General features: G+C 58.2%; 16 protein-coding genes. 5 read left to right on the forward strand and 11 right to left on the reverse strand.

Translation table 11 applies throughout. From position 1 onward, the window contains the following. The first annotated feature begins 77 nt into the window (after positions 1 to 77). The 4 genes from alaC to recJ are packed head-to-tail and all read left to right on the forward strand — an operon-like array spanning position 78 to position 5,447. A complete protein-coding gene (gene alaC, locus BN873_RS14780) occupies positions 78 to 1,298 on the forward strand; it encodes an alanine transaminase (protein ID WP_048675350.1) in 1,221 nt (406 codons plus the stop codon). Next, positions 1,298 to 2,629: a homoserine dehydrogenase gene (locus BN873_RS14785; protein WP_048675353.1), complete on the forward strand. Its 1,332-nt coding sequence runs from the start codon at positions 1,298 to 1,300 to the stop codon at positions 2,627 to 2,629. Before alaC ends, BN873_RS14785 begins: the two co-directional genes overlap by 1 nt. A gap of 32 nt (positions 2,630 to 2,661) precedes the next feature. Then, the gene (locus BN873_RS14790) at positions 2,662 to 3,696 is read left to right on the forward strand and encodes a hypothetical protein (protein WP_048675356.1); all 1,035 of its coding nucleotides are present in this window, start codon (positions 2,662 to 2,664) and stop codon (positions 3,694 to 3,696) included. Between the two features lie 32 nt (positions 3,697 to 3,728). Then, a complete protein-coding gene (gene recJ / locus BN873_RS14795) occupies positions 3,729 to 5,447 on the forward strand; it encodes a single-stranded-DNA-specific exonuclease RecJ (protein ID WP_048675362.1) in 1,719 nt (572 codons plus the stop codon). Here the strand turns inward: recJ and BN873_RS18890 are convergent. From BN873_RS18890 to BN873_RS14850, 11 genes are all read right to left on the reverse strand, one after another. After that, complete coding sequence (locus BN873_RS18890; RefSeq protein WP_053085395.1) at positions 5,444 to 7,399, reverse strand: diguanylate cyclase domain-containing protein; 1,956 nt, start codon at positions 7,397 to 7,399, stop codon at positions 5,444 to 5,446. The genes recJ and BN873_RS18890 overlap by 4 nt on opposite strands. An 81-nt stretch (positions 7,400 to 7,480) precedes the next feature. Continuing rightward, positions 7,481 to 8,299, reverse strand: coding sequence for an N-formylglutamate amidohydrolase (locus tag BN873_RS14805; protein ID WP_048675367.1), 819 nt, complete (start codon positions 8,297 to 8,299; stop codon positions 7,481 to 7,483). 62 nt (positions 8,300 to 8,361) lie between these two features. Continuing rightward, positions 8,362 to 9,234: a phosphoribulokinase gene (locus BN873_RS14810; RefSeq protein ID WP_048675370.1), complete on the reverse strand. Its 873-nt coding sequence runs from the start codon at positions 9,232 to 9,234 to the stop codon at positions 8,362 to 8,364. Between the two features lie 119 nt (positions 9,235 to 9,353). Continuing rightward, on the reverse strand, positions 9,354 to 9,995 hold the full coding sequence (locus tag BN873_RS14815; RefSeq protein WP_082161321.1) for an ABC-type transport auxiliary lipoprotein family protein: 642 nt from the start codon (positions 9,993 to 9,995) through the stop codon (positions 9,354 to 9,356). A 73-nt stretch (positions 9,996 to 10,068) separates the two neighbouring features. Continuing rightward, positions 10,069 to 11,055 carry an MlaD family protein gene (locus BN873_RS14820; RefSeq protein WP_048675376.1) on the reverse strand — a complete coding sequence of 329 codons (987 nt, stop codon included), beginning with the start codon at positions 11,053 to 11,055 and terminating at the stop codon, positions 10,069 to 10,071. Next, the gene (locus BN873_RS14825; RefSeq protein WP_048675378.1) at positions 11,045 to 11,833 is read right to left on the reverse strand and encodes an ABC transporter ATP-binding protein; all 789 of its coding nucleotides are present in this window, start codon (positions 11,831 to 11,833) and stop codon (positions 11,045 to 11,047) included. The genes BN873_RS14820 and BN873_RS14825 overlap by 11 nt, the downstream gene beginning before the upstream one ends. Further along, positions 11,830 to 12,954 carry an ABC transporter permease gene (locus tag BN873_RS14830; protein WP_242434446.1) on the reverse strand — a complete coding sequence of 375 codons (1,125 nt, stop codon included), beginning with the start codon at positions 12,952 to 12,954 and terminating at the stop codon, positions 11,830 to 11,832. Before BN873_RS14830 ends, BN873_RS14825 begins: the two co-directional genes overlap by 4 nt. A 23-nt stretch (positions 12,955 to 12,977) precedes the next feature. Then, positions 12,978 to 13,571 carry a thermonuclease family protein gene (locus BN873_RS14835; protein ID WP_048675385.1) on the reverse strand — a complete coding sequence of 198 codons (594 nt, stop codon included), beginning with the start codon at positions 13,569 to 13,571 and terminating at the stop codon, positions 12,978 to 12,980. After that, complete coding sequence (gene fghA / locus BN873_RS14840) at positions 13,568 to 14,398, reverse strand: S-formylglutathione hydrolase (RefSeq protein ID WP_048675387.1); 831 nt, start codon at positions 14,396 to 14,398, stop codon at positions 13,568 to 13,570. The genes BN873_RS14835 and fghA overlap by 4 nt, the downstream gene beginning before the upstream one ends. Positions 14,399 to 14,410: 12 nt before the next feature. After that, a complete protein-coding gene (locus tag BN873_RS14845) occupies positions 14,411 to 15,520 on the reverse strand; it encodes an S-(hydroxymethyl)glutathione dehydrogenase/class III alcohol dehydrogenase (RefSeq protein WP_048675389.1) in 1,110 nt (369 codons plus the stop codon). 39 nt (positions 15,521 to 15,559) lie between these two features. After that, on the reverse strand, positions 15,560 to 16,834 hold the full coding sequence (locus BN873_RS14850; protein ID WP_048675392.1) for a bifunctional O-acetylhomoserine aminocarboxypropyltransferase/cysteine synthase: 1,275 nt from the start codon (positions 16,832 to 16,834) through the stop codon (positions 15,560 to 15,562). Between the two features lie 455 nt (positions 16,835 to 17,289). Here BN873_RS14850 and BN873_RS14855 point away from each other — a divergent pair, with 455 nt between their 5' ends. After that, positions 17,290 to 17,679, forward strand: a complete 390-nt coding sequence (locus BN873_RS14855) for a hypothetical protein (protein WP_048675395.1) — start codon at positions 17,290 to 17,292, stop codon at positions 17,677 to 17,679. Positions 17,680 to 17,904 lie beyond the last annotated feature (225 nt).

Raw genomic sequence — 17,904 nt, forward strand, 5'->3', positions numbered from 1 at the left:
TCCAACCGCTTAGCGTCAATCCAAGCGCAGATCGCCGCGATAGAAACCTCTTTGACCCAGCCTTTGGTAACGCCACCGTGAACGCCGATTTCCAACGCATCAAACGCCTGCCACCCTATGTCTTCAACATCGTCAACGATTTGAAGGCTCAGGCTCGCGCCCGAGGCGAGGACATCATCGACTTCGGCATGGGCAATCCCGACCAGCCAACCCCGGCGCATATCGTGGAAAAGCTGGTGGAAACCGCCCGCCGTGGCGATACTCACCGCTATTCGGTCTCGCGCGGGATTCCGCGTTTGCGCCGTGCGATCTGCAACTGGTATCAAAACCGTTATGCGGTCGCGCTTGATCCAGAATCCGAAGCGATTGTCACCATCGGTTCCAAGGAAGGCTTGGCCCATCTGGCGCTGGCCACTTTAGGCCCAGGTGATGCCGTGCTGGTACCCAATCCGGCTTATCCGATCCACCCCTATGGCTTCGTCATCGCCGGGGCCGATATCCGCCATGTGCCGCTGGTGCCGGGCGTCGATTTCTTCGCGGAACTGGAAAAAGCCATCAAGGATTCCTGGCCCAAGCCGAAAATGCTGGTGCTGAATTTTCCGGCCAATCCCACCACCCAGTGCGTGGAACTGGCGTTTTTTGAAAAGGTGGTGGCTATCGCCCGCGAGCATGAAATCTGGGTAGTTCATGATCTGGCTTACACCGATCTGGTGTTCGATGGCTATGTCGCGCCGTCCATCCTGCAAGTGCCGGGAGCCAAGGACATCGCAGTCGAATCGTTCACCCTCTCCAAGAGCTACAACATGCCCGGCTGGCGGGTAGGCTTCATGTGCGGCAATCCGACCTTGATCGGCGCGCTGGCCCGGATGAAGTCTTATCTGGATTACGGCATGTTCACACCGATTCAAGTGGCCGCTATCGCCGCGCTGGAAGGCCCGCAAGAATGCGTCGGTGCGATTCGTGACCTGTACCAAAAGCGCCGCGATGTGCTGTGCGACGGCCTGAACGCGCTCGGCTGGAAAATCGAGAAACCCAAGGCCACTATGTTCGTTTGGGCACCAATCCCCGCGCAATACCGGCCGCTCGGCTCGCTGGAATTTTGCAAAAAACTGCTGACCGATGCCAAAGTCGCCGTTTCACCGGGCATCGGCTTTGGCGAATATGGCGACGATCATGTGCGCTTTGGCCTGATTGAGAACGAACACCGCACCCGGCAGGCACTACGCGGCATCCGCGAGATGTTTCGCAAGGATAGCCGGGACACCACTCCCTTAGTCGCCACCCCGGCAACCGTCTGATGAATACCGTAAGCTCCTATCCACCCATTAAAGTCGGCATCCTCGGCCTCGGTACGGTCGGCGGTGGCGTTACCCGCGTGCTGGCTCGTAACGCCAGTGAAATCAGTCGCCGCGCCGGCCGGGATATCCTCATCACCCACGCCGCCGCCCGTAATCTCGATAGCACGACGGCCAACACCACCGGCATCAAACTGACTCAGGAAGGCTTGGAGGTGGTGGATGATCCTGAGGTTTCGATCATCATTGAGCTGATGGGCGGCTATGAACCGGCCCGCAGCTTGGTGCTGCGCGCTCTGGCCAACGGCAAGCATGTGGTGACCGCTAACAAGGCGCTGATCGCCAATCACGGTAACGAAATCTTCGCCGCCGCCCGCGATGCAGGAATGATGGTCGGCTTTGAAGCAGCGGTGGCCGGCGGTATCCCCATCATCAAAGCCATCCGCGAAGGCTTGGCCGGCAATCACCTGGAATGGGTGATGGGCATTATCAATGGCACCGCAAATTTTATCTTGAGCGAAATGCGCGGCAAGGGTCGCAACTTCCCCGACGTACTGGCCGAAGCGCAAAAGCTGGGCTATGCCGAAGCCGACCCAACCTTGGATATCGAGGGCATCGATGCTGCCCACAAGCTGACGATCCTCGCGTCCATCGCCTTCGGCATCCCGCTGCAATTCGACAAGGTTTACATCGAAGGCATCAGTCGGATCACTCGTGATGACGTGGCGAACGCTACCAAGCTCGGTTACCGGATCAAACACCTCGGTATCGCTCGGCGCGACGAACACGGCGTGCAACTGCGGGTCCATCCGACGCTGATCCCGCAGCGGCAACTGCTAGCCCACGTCAACGGCGTGATGAATGCGGTGTTGGTCAAAGGCGATGCGGTCGGCCAAAATCTGTTTTACGGCGCGGGCGCGGGTGCGGAACCGACCGCCTCGGCAGTGGTTGCCGACATCATTGATGTGGTGCGCACCCTGACCACCGATCCAGAAAATCGCGTTCCGCATCTGGCGTTCCAGCCGGATGCCTTGTCCGATTTGCCAGTGGTGCCGATGGACGAGATCGAAACCGCCTGCTATCTGCGGCTGTTGGCGCTGGATCGGCCCGGTGTGCTGGCCGATATCACCCGCATCCTGGCGGACTGTGGCATCGGTATCGAAGCCTTTATGCAAAAGGAAGCTCCCGCCACCGCGAGCGTCGTGCCGGTGGTGCTATTGACCAATCCCGTCAAGGAGCAACGAATGAATCAGGCCATCGCCGCCCTTGAGGCACTGGATAGCATCCGGGCGCCGGTGATGCGCATTCGGCTGGATTATCTCGAATCGGATTAAGCGAATTTTAGCGATACCGACAAACGCTGACCGTGACCGCTACCCTGCATCTGGTAATCCCCGGCCTGTTGGATGCTGGGCCGCTGCTCCGAACCGATCCGGCTTTTCGCCAACTGAACGCACCCGCCCTGGAATGGTTGCTGGCGCGTGTCACGGCAACCCCCGCCCCCGTCGCCACGGATGCCGTTCTCTTGGAATTGTTTGGCGTACCGCCGCCGACGGCTGGGGATTTACCAGTCGCGGCTCTCTCCCGTCTCGCCGATGGGGGCACCGCCGATGATCGCTGGTGGTGGCGGGCTGATCCAGTGCATTTTCGCCCGGATTTGCGCAGCGTGTTTCTCGCTGATGCACGGCTACTGGCCATCGAACCGGCGGAAGCCCAGGCGCTGGCGGCGGCGTTCAACCAAACCTTCGCCGCCGATGGCTTGCAGTTGGAAGCTTTGCGGCCCGACCGCTGGTATCTGCCATTTTCCAGCCCTCCCCAGGTACAGACCCAGCCGCTGACGCTGGCGACCGGCCGCGATCTCCGCACCTTGCTGCCTGATGGGCCGGACAAAAGCCACTGGCACAAATTTTTGACTGAAGTGCAAATGTTGTTTCACACCCACCCGGTCAACCGCTTGCGCGAGGAACACGGTCAACCGCTGATCAGCGGCATCTGGCTCTGGGGGGGTGGTCGCCTACCGGCCAGCGCCCGTGCGCCCGCTGCCGGGTTGTACACGGACGATCCGCTGTGCCGAGGTTTAGCACGGCTGGCTGGCGCTGCATCGAGTCCAGTGCCGGTTGATGCCAATGATTGGCTAGCGGCTGCGGAGGGTGAGCGGGACAGCTTAATCGTCCTGGAAACGACCCGTCATGATGCGGCGGAGGGTGAGCCTGCTGTCTGGGTGGAGCATCTCGGTGGGTTGGAACAGCAATGGTTCGCCCCTTGTCAGCGCCGGCTACAACGGGGCCAACTGGAGATGCTGTACCTTTATCCCGGCAATGGCCGCCGCTATACCGTGACCAAGGCCGCCCGCTGGCATATTTGGCGTTATCGGAAAGCTTTGGCCTTCTATCTGAGCTGACTCACGCTGCCACGCGGCGTCACCATCAATCCATGCCTAAATTCATCGTCCGCCGCTCGATAGATCCGTCCAACAGCGATCTCTCGGTCGATCCTCTCCTCCAGCGGATTTACAGCGCCCGCAACATCCGTTCCAGCGCCGAATTGAGCAAGGAACTGCGATGCCTGGCCGCGCCAGCCACATTGCGCGATATTGAGCGCGCGACGGAGTTGCTCTACACCGCGCTGCGTGAATGCTGGCGCATCGTGATCATCGCGGATTTTGATGCCGATGGCGCCACCAGTTGCGCATTGGCGATCCGGGCACTGCGTGCATTCGGTGCGGCTTGGGTCGGCTACCGCGTCCCCAATCGCTTCGAGCACAACTACGGCCTGACCCCGGAAATCGTCGCGGTCGCCGCGCAAGATCAACCTGACTTGCTGATCACCGTCGATAACGGCATTTCCAGTCACGAAGGCGTCAAAGCGGCCCAAAATCTGGGAATGCGGGTGTTAGTCACCGATCACCATTTACCGGGGCGAGAACTGCCCTCGGCCGATGTGATCATCAACCCCAATCAGCCGGATGACGGCTTTCCGAGCAAATGTTTAGCCGGCGTTGGGGTGATTTTTTACGTGATGTCGGCGTTGCGCGCGCGGCTGCGGGAAGCGGGTTGGTTTACCGCGCGCGGCTTGGCGGAACCAAACATGGCGCAATTTCTGGATCTGGTCGCTTTCGGGACGGTGGCCGATGTGGTGCCGCTGGATCACCACAACCGGATTTTGGTCGATCAGGGGGTGCGCCGTATCCGGCAAGGCCGTTGCGTGGCCGGCATTACCGCGCTCTGCGCCGTGGCCGGGCGGGATCAACCCCGCTTACACGCCAGCGACATCGGGTTTTATCTGGCTCCACGCTTGAACGCTGCCGGTCGCCTGGAGGATATGAGCCAAGGGATTGAATGCCTGCTCGCTGATGACCCACAAACTGCGCGAGCCATTGCCAGCCGGCTTGATATGATCAACCGCCAGCGCAATGAAATCACCACGCAGATGCAAACGGAGGCGCTGGCCCATTTGGATCAGGTGGGACTTGATGGCGGAGAACTCGCCTTTGGCCTTTGCCTGTTTGATCCAGACTGGCATTCGGGTGTAGTCGGCATCATCGCCGGCCGTCTGAAAGATCGTTTGCACCGGCCGGTCATCGTGTTCGCGCCGGATCGTGGTGGCAAGATGAAAGGTTCAGGTCGCTCAGTGGAGGGGGTTCATCTGCGGGATGCCCTGGCAACCATAGCTGCTACTACACCGGGATTGATCGATCATTTTGGCGGTCATGCGATGGCGGTTGGCCTGACGTTGGCGGTCGAATCCTTTGCAGCCTTCCGCCAAGCCTTCGACATCGAAATCCGCCGCTGGCTGCACGCCGAGGACCTGCACGGTCGGCTGTTAAGCGATGGAGAATTGGCACCTGCTCACTTTTGCCTGGAAACGGCTGAGCACTTGAGCGAGGCGGGACCGTGGGGCCAGGGTTTCCCTGAGCCGCTGTTTGATGGGGTTTTCACCATCGTCTCGCATCGCGTGCTGAAAGAGCAGCACTTGAAACTGTGGTTGCGCCCAGAAGGCGGCGCGGTCGAGTTGGAAGCCATTGCCTTCAATCGCGCCCGTGATTTCAGTCCCGTCACGGGTCGGGCACGTATCGCTTACCGCCTGGACGCCAACGAATGGCGCGGTACGCGGCGCTTGCAGCTACGGGTTGAATACCTGGAAACCGTTTAACTATCGCCTGGTTGCTCAGCAAATCGCCAACCGTTCTTGCCGCCTCGTTTGGCGGCATACATGGCGCTGTCGGCCTGACGAAGTAGGTTCATGGCGACTTCCAAAGTTGCCGGAGACTCCGGCCGATAAATGGCGATACCGATGCTGGCGCTCACACTAACGGTCGTCGTACCCAAGGAGACCGGTTCAGCAACGCAGGTGATTATCTTTTCCGCGACAGTCACCGCCATTTCCGGGCGCTCTAAATCAGGCAGCAGTAAGATAAATTCATCACCGCCCAGCCGCGCTGGCGTATCGCTCGCCCGGATGCTGTTCCGTAACCGCACGGCGACCTGACGCAACAGCTCATCACCGGCATCGTGCCCATGCATATCGTTGACCTGCTTGAAACCATCCAGATCAACCAACAGGACCGCCAGCAACCGCCATTGACGCCGGGACTGCTGCAACCCCTTGCGTAAGTGCTCGAACAGTAAGTTGCGGTTGGCGAGTCCAGTCAGCGTGTCGTAGTTCGCCAAGCGCCAATTACGCAAACTGGCCTCAGCCAACGCTCGGGTACGTTCCTCGACTTTGGCTTCAATCTTTGCTTCCAGCGTCTGGTTATAATCCTGCAACAACGCTTCGGTCTTTTTTTGGAGAGTCTGGGTTGTTTTGTGGTCGCTGATATCCGTCGTGGTGCCTCGATAACCCAAAAACTCGCCCGCAACACCGAACATGGGTAAACCGCTATTACGAGTCCAGATCGGTTGATCCCTACCGGGCAGTGCCATCAGTAATACCTGTTGGCGAAATGGCTGTCGCTGCGAAAGGGCCTGTCGAACCGCCACCCAATCAGTATCTTGCTCCTGTTCGACGATGAATCGCAGCCAATTGGCACTGGCCGTACCTGCATGGAGGCGGATGGTTGCCGCCAATTGCCCGCGCAGGGTCCGCAGCGCACCGTCCGCGTCGAACTCCCACAGCAAGTCATTGGAGATCTCAGCCAGATCATGAAACAGCACGGTGTTGTAGGCCTGCTCGTGAAAGAAGGCAGCGGTGATCAGCCCTAAGATCGCCACCGCGGTCATCACCAAATGGTACTGCCAAATCAGTGCCGGCGGGCCGAATACCAGCAGAACCCCGATGATCGTCAACTCAAAGCAAAGGACTGCCAGGACCGCCCCGCGCACCCCATGCGTGACCACAATCCAAACCAGAATGGGTAACCACAACAGCGCGATAAAGGGTTGCGGCTGAGTCTGCGAAAAGTGACTCGGTAGCCAAAACAGCAGTACCACCACGCCGACCGACAGAGCCAGTTGAAAAGACAGATGGCCTGAGCAAAGACGAACGATTGCGCGCCAAGAAGATCGCTTTGGCAGTGAAACCTGGCGTAGGCGTTGTACCCACGGTACCCCGTAAACCAGCAATAGCGGCGCAATGGTCGCTACCCCGACAAACTCCCCAATCCACCAGCCAAGGACGACCGCCCAAACTGAAGATTGGGCGGGCAATAGGCCAGCCGTCTCGAACAAGTACGTGCTCACCAGCGCCGCAAAGAAGGCCGCACCCGCAGATGCGCCGAGAAATGCGGCTACCCGATGTAAATCCTTGAAGCGTGTCGGTCCGTGCCCACCGGAATAAGATCGGAGGATCAGAGCCGCGCCGAGATAACCGAGTGGCGGCAACACGCTCGCTGCCAGATAAGAGGGCCAAGCGGTCAACGGCCAAATCGATCCATTGGCCATCAGGGACACCAGCACCGGCAACGCCAAGGCCCATCCTCCACATTCGAGCAAAATGGCGAAGGTCAAGCCAGCAGCCGGAAACCACGCGCTGATTCCGACCACCAAGTTTAACTGGTACGAGGCGAACCATAGAGCGAGCCAAGCAGTGCCATAGCCGAGGGCCAACACCACCTGCCATGTCCGGCCGGGTGCAAGCGCAGCGTCTGCGGCGCAGCGTTTTTGCATCTCGTACCTCAAAATCCTAAAACTCGCCAAAAACCGTCATCACCACCTCGCTTGGCCAGGGCCGACCACGGTCATAGCCAATTAATAATGGCAAACGTGATAGAGCGCATCATCAGCCAAAATCGCCGCCAGAACATCACCCACCACCGTCGCCCACCGCTGGCAGCCGGTCATATCCGCCAGTAAATCCTGCCGAATTTCGATTTCGACATGCGGTAAGCCGGCCGCCGCCGCGTGTGTCTCCATAGTAAAACCGACTTCCCGGCCGGAATAAGGTTCGTTATCGCCCACACAGAGTTCAGGATCGGCGCGAAATCGGGCCAATGCCGGTAATGCCAGGCGAGGATCTCGATTCCATAGTACGCCGATATGCCATGGCCGACGAAACCCGTTCATGACCGGCGTGAAGCTGTGCAGGGCGATCAATGCCGGCACTCGCCCGCTACCGTGTCGCCAACGGTGTACCAGCGCTCCGGTAATCGCATGATGGTAAGGCCAGAATACGTTGTCGAGGCGGGATTCGGCGGCGGCATCGCCCAGATTTTGATTGCCAGTGATGACCACGCCATCGCTGATTTCGGCGATAGACGTGGGATCGCCAGGCGAACGATTACAATCGATCACCAGCCGTGAATAGCCAGCTAACACGGCCGGTGCGTTCAAGCGCGCCGCCAGCAGCCGGGTAACCTCCGCCGCTCCGATATCCCACGCGATGTGGCGGGACAACTCCGCTGCTCCCAGCCCTAAATCATTGAGGCATGCGGGTACTCGGTTGCTGGCATGATCGCACACCAAGACGACTGCGGATTGGCCGTCTGGGTTGAGCACGGTAAACGGCGCTGGATCATCGGCCCCAAGCAGGGACAGCTTGAGCGGTGAATAGCCGAAATCAGGAGTCATGGAAAACGCAATGCGGTTAAGGCCAGGCCAAATCGACGGGCCTGAAGGATTGGATGGGGTGATTATAGAACTCTTCGATGCACCAGACGCTCAATCAAGGGTTGCAAAATAATCTCCATGGCGAAACCGATCTTGCCTCCTGGTACGACGATAGTATTGCAACGTGACATAAACGAATCATGAATCATGTGTAACAGATTAACAAAATCCGGCTTCGTCTTGTGGACATCCTTAAAACGAATCACCACAAAGCTTTCGTCGAGGGTAGGAATATCGCGGGCGATAAACGGGTTGGACGTATCCACCGTTGGTACTCGCTGAAAATTGATGTCGGTGCGCGAGAATTGCGGCACGATATAGTGGGTGTAGTCGTACATCCGCCGTAAGATGGTGTCCGTTACCGCTTCGGCGCTATAGCCGCGTTCGGCCGTATCTCGATGGATCTTTTGAATCCATTCCAAATTGATGATCGGCACCACGCCGATCAGTAAATCGACATAACAGGCCACGTTGATCCGGTCGGTGACCACGCCGCCGTGTAGCCCTTCATAAAACAACAGATCGGTTTCAGTCGGCAGTTGCTGCCAAGGCGTAAAGCTACCAGGCTCCTGGGCCAAGCGCTCCGCTTCCTGCCGGTCGTGGACATAGTGACGGCGTAAGCCGGTTCCATGCTCGCTGTATTCCATGAACAAAGCTTCCAGCCGGTCGAACAGATTGCCCTCTGGGCCAAAATGACTCAGATAACGGCCTTGGGCGTAGGCTTGCTCCGCCTGCTGCTGCATTTCGAGCCGGTCATAGCGGTGAAAGCTGTCACCTTCGACCAGGGCGGCGTTAATCCCATCCCGAAAGAAGATGTGCTCCATCGCGACGCGAACCGTCGAGGTGCCGGCTCCCGACGAACCGGTAATCGCAATAATCGGGTGCTGCTTCGACATGACGGCCCCACAGAGTGAATTTCAAGCGGGACCGATTATAGCCAAGTTTATATTGCAATGCAGCAAAACGACTTGCCAAACTGGCAAACTCCCTACGGATGGCGTGCGGCCCGCCCGTGCTAACCGAAATGACGCAGAGCAAAAGGCACCATATCATTCAATAATTTCTGAAGCGCCCTATTGGCTGCCTGGGCTGCGCCATAGGCATCTTCAGTAGGCGCTGGCTCAATCGCTTCGAACACTTGGGTTGCCAATACATGGCCACTTTTCATATTCAAGACTTTGATGCGCGTCATCAGTCGCACCCGGCTTGGTTGTGAAGCGACAAATTCTTGTTGCAAACGCATGACATCGACATCCACCCGCAAATCCGCCATCGTCGGTGCCGGCGGCGAGACCACCGCCTTAAAAGCACCGGTGCCTTCGAAGGCGCGTACTAAAACCGGCAATAACATCTTCGCCGGCGTATCGCTCCAGATATTGTTGCTGTAGTAATCCAATTTCAGCGGCTCTTTGGTATAGGCGATTCGGTTGGAGTCGAATCCCGGAGCGGCCTTCGGCACCGTGACCAGCAGCGTCTTCCCATTCGAGCGCCGTGCCGTCGGTGGCGAGAAATTCCCCCCATCCAGTAGATAAGACTGTGGCGGCTCGGATCTGTCTTGCGGTAGCGAGCAGCCAACGAGCGTGGCCAGACACAGCAACGCCCATACAAAGCGATTAGTTTTGATCTTTAATCGGCTTTCTGAGCCGTTCACCATCATTCTTCTCCCTTAAGAGGCATTGACAAAAAAACCTGAATTCTCTGACTGCACAGGGTGATCATGAGGCGATGACTCACTTCTCACCCGGACCCGGCCGCCCCGTGGGTTTGCCCAGCAATAGAGCGCGCGGATGTTGTTCCAATAGCTCGGCCAACCGTCGTAACGTCTCGACCAGATCGTTCGCTTGCACCAAGATTTCATTGACCGATGGCCCGATTTCCCCCAGACGCCGCAATTCCTGCCGACCGACCTGCGCCACACCACTCACATCCTGGCCGGTTTGATTGAACGTATCGGCTGTCTTACGCACCGATTGTGCTGCCGCCCGGAAATCAGTGAGGGTCGCGCGTGCTTGGCCGACCAGATCACCGCCAGCTTCCAAATCGGTCGCCAAGCGATCCAAGACCTTGCCCAACCGGTCGGTGCGCTTGGCCAATTCGCCGGTGAACCCTTCAACATTTTTCACAATGCGATCCACACTATCAGCCCGGCCGGCTATCGTGCCGGTGATCGTGCTGCCATGGCGTAAAATCTCGGCAATGGCTTTCTGGTTATCATCACTCAGCAACTGTTCTAAACGGTTTGAGAAATTATTGACGTTAGTCAGGATGTTATTGAACGCATCGTCCAGCCGCGCGACCAACGACGGCCCGGCCCGAATCACCGGCAAATCTTGATTGGCTTGCTTTTCGAGGGGCGGCGAACCGGCCCCGCCACCGCTCAGTTCCACCGACGCGACACCGGTTAAGCCGCGCGTCGATAAGGTTGCGATGGTATCGCGCCGGATCGGCGTGCCGCGCTCGATATCCAGGATGACAGCGACCTGATCAGGGTTAGCTGGATTAAGCTGAATCGATTCGACTTGACCGACTTGAACCCCCCGATAACGCACCGTCGCTTTTAAGTTCAGGCCAGCCACTGATTCCTGAAAATACACCCGATAGCGGTCGTAAACTTTGGCATCACCGCCCACGGTAAGCCAGAACACGACACCCAGCAGGGCCGCTCCCAGCAGCACGACGAACAAACCGACCAGCGTATAGTTGACTTTACTCAGCACGCCGATTCTCGGCGGCGCGACCGCGCGGCCCCTCAAAATAAGCCCGAATCAAGGGGTGCTCGGAACGGGTTAATTCTGCCATCGGCGCATAGCCAATCACCCGCTTTTCTCCGAGAAACGCCACCCGGTCAGTGGTTTGCCACAAAGTATCCAGATCATGCGTCACCATTACCACGGTCAGCCCCAACGATTTTTTAAGTTGTGCCACCAGTTCATCAAAAGCACCGGCGCTCACCGGATCAAGTCCGGCGGTGGGTTCGTCTAGAAACAGCAACGCCGGGTCCAACGCCAGGGCGCGGGCCAAGGCTGCTCGCTTGAGCATCCCGCCGCTCAATTCGCGCGGCAACTTGCCACCCGCGTCGGCCGGCAAGCCAGCGAGTGCAATCTTCAAATCGGCGATCTCCGCGATATCCTTGGTTGATAGGGATGTATGTTCCCGCAATGGCACCCCCACATTCTCCCGCACCGTCAATGAGCTGAACAGCGCACCTTGCTGGAATAGCATCCCGAACCGGCGCCGCAATTGAAACGCCGCCTGCTCATCGATCCCGACGATTTCCTGACCGAACAGTTTGATCGAACCGCTGATCGGCTGGAGCAACATGATGATCGACCGCAACAGCGTGGTCTTGCCTGAACCACTGCCGCCGACCAGCGCCACGACTTCACCGCGATGGATATCCAAATCCAGCTTCTCGTGGATGATCACCGAGCCAAAGCCGTTGCGCAGATTGCGAATGGCGATAACCGAGGGTTTAGCCTGAGAGGGCACGCTCATAGCCCTATCCCGCCGAGCACGACCGAAAATAAAGCATCGGCGGCGATCACCAAAAAGATCGACTGCACTACGCTGACGGTGGTTTGCCGGCCTACGCTATCAGCGCCACCACGGACGTGGAAGCCCTGATAGCATCCGACCAGCGCGATGATAGCGGCGAATACCGGTGCCTTGCCCACTCCCAACAAGAAGGAGGTCAAGGTCACCACGCGCGGCACACGCTCCAGAAAATCGGTGAAGCTCACATCCAGCAGCGCCTGAGCCATGACCATTCCACCGAACAGGCTGAGCGCATCGGCGAACACCGTTAACAGCGGCAGCGCGATAACCAGCGCCAAGAGCTTAGGCAGTACCAGCAAATCCATTGGCGCAATGCCGATGGTGCGCAGTGCATCCACCTCCTCCGTGATTTGCATGGTGCCGATCTGAGCGGTATAGGCCGAACCGGTGCGACCGGCAACGATGATAGCGGTGATGAGCGGTGCCAGCTCGCGCAACATGGTCAGCGAAATCAGCTCGACGATGAAGATGTTGGCACCATAAATCTTGAGCTGCTGGCCCCCTTGATAGGCGATGACAATACCCAGCATGAAGGCGAGCAAGGCGATGATCGGCAGTGCTCTAACCCCGGCATCTTCAATATTGCCAAACAACGCCCGCCAGCGTAATCGATCAGGACGCCACAGCGCGTGAACCAAGGAGACCGCCGCCTCGCCGACAAAGCCCAGAAATTGCAATCCAGCCTGCGCATGGGATACGAACGCTCGGCCCAGTCTCTCCAGTGGATTGGAACGGGTCAGCGGCGGCGCTGAAACCCCCGCATCGGCACGGCGCTCCCGCACCAGGTCCAGCAAGGCTCGCTGCTCCGGGCGCAACCCGATAAGCGTGACCGGGTGGCCGGCTCGCTCCAGCTCAGCGACAAGATTGAGCAGTCGCAATGCGCCGGTGGTGTCGATGGCTCCGATCCCGGAGCCGTCCAATTGGAGGTCTTTATTAGGCCAATTCACCCCCGCCAACCGCGAATCCAAGTCCTCGATTCCGGCCAGCGTCCAGTCACCCCGGCAAAAATAATGAGCGCCTTCAGGTTGCACCAGCGCTGGCTTGCCTGGTTCAGGGAACACGCGGCTATCCGCCATCATCAAGCTCAGCGCAGGTTTAGCCGCCGCCAGGTGGCGGGATCTTGTTGGCTGCCCGGTTTCGCCCAAATGCCGCGCCGGGCTTGCTTGGCTTCTGTCTGGGCTTGGCGGTAAACGGGTGAGTGATTGTATTGCGCATAGACGACCGCGTGGCCCTGCCGGACCATTTCCAACCCGACATCACGGTCGCCGGCCAAGACTTGGGCGACCGTGCGCCCATAGCGGTCCTGATCCATGATGTACAGGCTGACGGACCCGAAACGAGGCAGCAAGCCACGCAACGATTCCCGTGAGCGATCTCCCCAAGGTTCTTGCTTCATCTCCGGTGCATCGATACCGAATACACGCACCTTCACTTCACCAGCCGGACAACTGGCAACCAAGGTGTCACCGTCATAGACCGCCTTGACGCTGCATATCAATTCAGCTCCCTTGGCTGTGGTGGAAGGTGGAGCCTTCGGCTCATGCAAGATATAACTGATTGCAATGATGGCTATGATCAAGCCGCCCATCACCCACACCGAGCGATTTCTGCGTCGGCGGGTGCGATTCAGTTCACCACGTAACGCCCTTTCCAGCCATTTCAACAGTTCCTGGTTCACCGCAGATGATCGGCGTGATAAGCCAGATGCTCGCCGATGAAGCTCGCAATGAAGTGATAACTGTGATCGTAACCCTCTTGCCAGCGCAAGGTCAGCGGGAATTTCCGCGCCGCGCAAATCCGCTCCAGTGAGGTTGGATGGAGTTGCTGGGCCAGGAATTCGTCGTCCGTGCCCTGATCGATCAGCAAAGGAATGGCCGCTGCCCCGTCCTCAATCAGGCGGGTGGCGTCGTAAGCGGCCCACGTTTCCCGCTCCTTGCCCAGATATGCGCCAAAACAACCCTGGCCCCAGCCGCAGGCCATCGGGTGACAAATCGGTGCGAAGGCAGAAACGGAACGATAGCGGCCCGGCTCTTTCAAGGCGCAGATGAGGGCGCCGTGACCACCCATCGAATGGCCGGTGATGGCACGGGCGTCAGTCAGCGGCAGATTTGCCTCGACTAGCGCCGGTAACTCGCGGGTGACGTAATCATACATCTGGTAATGGGTTGCCCATGGCGCCTGGGTGGCGTTGACATAGAAACCCGCACCCTGGCCAAGATCGTAGCGTTCCGGCACATCCGGCACATCCGCACCACGCGGGCTGGTGTCGGGGATGACCAGCACCAGCCCCAGTTCCGCTGCGTAGCGCTGCGCCCCGGCCTTGACCCGGAAATTGTCATCGGTGCAGGTCAGGCCGGACAGCCAGTAGACCGCCGGGACTTTTGCCGTAGCTGCCGCCGGTGGCAGATACACTGAAAAGGTCATATCGCAATGGCAAAGCTGCGAGCGGTGGCGATAGCGATTGAGCCAGCCGCCGAATTCCTTGATCGCTTCGATGTGCTCCACCGGCAAATGCTCCTAAAACAGAATCACGGAACGGATGCTCTTACCTTCGTGCATCAGGTCAAAAGCGGTGTTGATCTCTTCCAGAGGCATCGTGTGTGTCACCATGCTGTCCAGTTCGATTTGGCCATTGAGGTAGTTTTCCACGTAACCGGGTAACTGGGTGCGGCCCTTGACCCCGCCAAACGCGGTGCCTTTCCAGGTGCGGCCGGTGACCAGTTGGAACGGGCGAGTGCGGATTTCCTGACCGGCCCCGGCTACGCCGATGATGGTGGACACGCCCCAACCCATGTGGCAACACTCCAACGCCTGGCGCATCACGTTGACGTTGCCGATGCACTCGAAGGAATAATCGACGCCGCCGTTGGTCATCTCTTTAATCGCCTCAACCAGATCGCCGCTGAGTTCCTTGGGATTGAGAGTATCTGTCGCTCCCAAGGAGGTCGCCATGGCAAATTTATCGGAATTGAGATCGACGGCAATAATTCGCCCCGCCTTGGCCATCACCGCGCCCTGAATCACCGACAGGCCGATGCCGCCGAGGCCGAATACCGCGACCGTCGAACCTGGCTCGACTTTGGCCGTATTCAGCACTGCGCCGATGCCGGTGGTGACGCCGCAACCGAGCAGGCACACTTTATCCAGCGGTGCAGCGGGATTGATCTTGGCCAGCGCGATTTCCGGCACCACGGTATATTCGGCGAAGGTCGAGCAACCCATATAGTGAAACAGCGGCTGACCCTTGCAGGAAAAGCGGCGGGTGTGATCGGGCATATAACCCGTCCACACCGTGGCGGCGATGGATTGGCACAGGTTCGATTTCGTCGAACGGCAATACGCGCATTCGCCACATTCCGGGATATAGAGCGGAATGACATGATCGCCGGGTTTCAGGCCCTTGACGCCGGGGCCACATTCGACCACTTCACAGCCGCCTTCATGGCCCAGAATGCAGGGAAAGGCACCTTCCGGGTCATCACCCGACAAGGTGAAGGCGTCGGTATGACAGACCCCAGTCGCCACCACTTTGAGTAAAACCTCGCCTTCCTTTGGCCCTTCGACTTCAACCTGCTCAATTACCAGCGGTTTTTTTGGCTCCCAGGCCACAGCGGCGCGTGCTTTCATAGTATCGATCTCCTCAAAAGTTATCCGCTACCGGAGCCACTACTTCGCCGCTGCCAGCGCCTGTTCCAGATCGGCCAGAATATCGTCGATGTGCTCGATGCCGATGGACAGCCGCACCAAATCCTCACTGACCCCGGCTCTAGCTAATTCCTCTGGCGATAGTTGGCGGTGAGTGGTGGTGGCGGGATGGCAGGCCAGTGACTTGGCGTCACCGATATTAACGAGTCGTACAATGAGTTGCAGCGCGTCGATGAATTTGGCCCCGGCCTCGCGTCCCCCCTTGATGCCGAAGCTGAGGATGCTGGAACCACGTCCGCCCATGTACTTATCGACCAGCGGCTTGGCGGGACTATCGGGCAGGGCCGGATAGTTGACCCAGGCCACTTGCGGATGACCTTGCAAATAGGTGGCAGCCTTGAGCGCATTCTCGCAATGGCGATCCATCCGCACTGGTAGCGTCTCGATGCCTTGCAGAATCAGGAAGCTGTTGAACGGCGAAATGGCTGCGCCAGTGTTGCGCAATGGCACGACCCGCGCCCGCCCGATGAAGGCCGCTGGCCCCAGCGCCTCGACATAGACCACGCCGTGATAGGAGGGATCGGGTTCATTCAGCCGGATAAAGCGGGCTTTGTGCTCAGTCCACGGAAAGCGACCGGAATCGACGATGACGCCGCCAATGCTGGTGCCGTGACCGCCCATGTATTTGGTCAGCGCATGGACGATGATGTCCGCACCATGCTCAAAGGGTCGGCACAGATAGGGGGTCGGCACGGTATTATCCACAATCAGCGGCACCCCGTGCGCGTGCGCCACCTCCGCCAATGCGCCCATATCCACCACATTGGCCGCCGGATTGCCGATGGATTCACAAAAAACCGCCTTGGTCTTGTCATCAATCAGCCGACCCATCGCGGCATGATCGCGGTAATCGGCGAACCGAACTTGAATGCCGTAGCGTGGCAAGGTATGGGCGAACAGGTTGTAGGTGCCGCCGTACAATGTTGAGGTGGTGACAATGTTATCGCCCGCCTCGGCAATCGTCATGATGGCGTAAGTCACTGCCGCCATGCCGGAAGCTACGCCCAGCGCCCCGACCCCGCCTTCCATCGCCGCCACTCGTTGTTCCAGCACCGCAGTGGTGGGATTCATAATGCGGGTATAGATATTTCCCGGTACTTTAAGATCGAATAAATCGGCCCCGTGCTGGGTATCGTCGAAGGCGTAGGAGGTGGTTTGATAAATCGGAACGGCAACGGCCTTGGTGGTGGATTCGGGCGTATAGCCGCCGTGGATGGCAAGGGTTTCAATTTTCATGGTCGAGTGTTCCGTCGGGCTGGGAAATAATGGATAAGTCTGGACGGAGAAGTCAGGAAATGTCCAGTAGAGCTATGCTGTGGGCGATATTTTGCAAGGCTCGCAGTCACAGGGTTGGCCGGGAGCCATGGATAACCTTTCACAAAAAGGCGAAATCGCCTACCGCTGTGACCAGCCTGAATCTTTATCAGGTGGCGGTGGCCGACCCTGATAACTGAGGTATTGAAGAACGGCGCCGATGAAGATGGCTAAGAGGGCAATCATAGCGAGATATTTCATAGCTTGAGCCTCGCTCCTGGGAGATGGAAACATGCCTGAAGTTTACACATGACAGGTTCTTCGAAATGGCCTTTTAGGGAGAGGATCGGCACAAGTCGGAATTTGCGGGCTAGGCAGGAGGAACCACAGAATCAACTGTCAGAGATTGGAACAGACAGTTATTTAGGAATACTTTCATGGTAAGTCGCCGTACTAAGAAATCCAAATCTGTACCCGCCCAGATGATGGAACTGGCGTTTGCTACCCCCCAAGTGGTCGCACACCGATTAGGCCGCATGGCGCGAGCTGGCTCGAAACCGTCAGCGCGCGATGCCAAAGAGTTTCAGCGCATGGGCACGGAAAAGGTCGCAGCATTTGCGGAATCTTGGTCCGCTATGGCCTTTGCAGCGTTTCACAACAGCCAAACGCTGACCCGTGCTTTGTTAACTCCCTCCGGAAAACGGGGCTTAAAAGCTCAAGTGTCTGCCGCCCGCCGGACGAGCGCAGGTGCCATGGATATCATGGAAAAAGGCTTGGCTCCTAATTCATCAACGAGCCGTAGCGAACGCAAAACGTTTAGCTCGTAGTAAGAGTAAATGATAATCCTAACCAAAGATAGATAAGAAGGTTGCAGAAAGGGCCGCGAAGGCGGCGGGGTGATCATGGAGATGATGGTAGAGGCGCAAGGAGAGATCCACCATTTCTTCGGTTTTAGCTAAGTACAGGACAAAAAACTAAGTCATTGACCTATAAGGATGTTCAAGGATGTCCTGGTCATCTCTCTCGCGCCACATGAATGAATCCGTTTTAGC

Source organism: Candidatus Competibacter denitrificans Run_A_D11, from assembly GCF_001051235.1.
Classification (GTDB): domain Bacteria; phylum Pseudomonadota; class Gammaproteobacteria; order Competibacterales; family Competibacteraceae; genus Competibacter_A; species Competibacter_A denitrificans.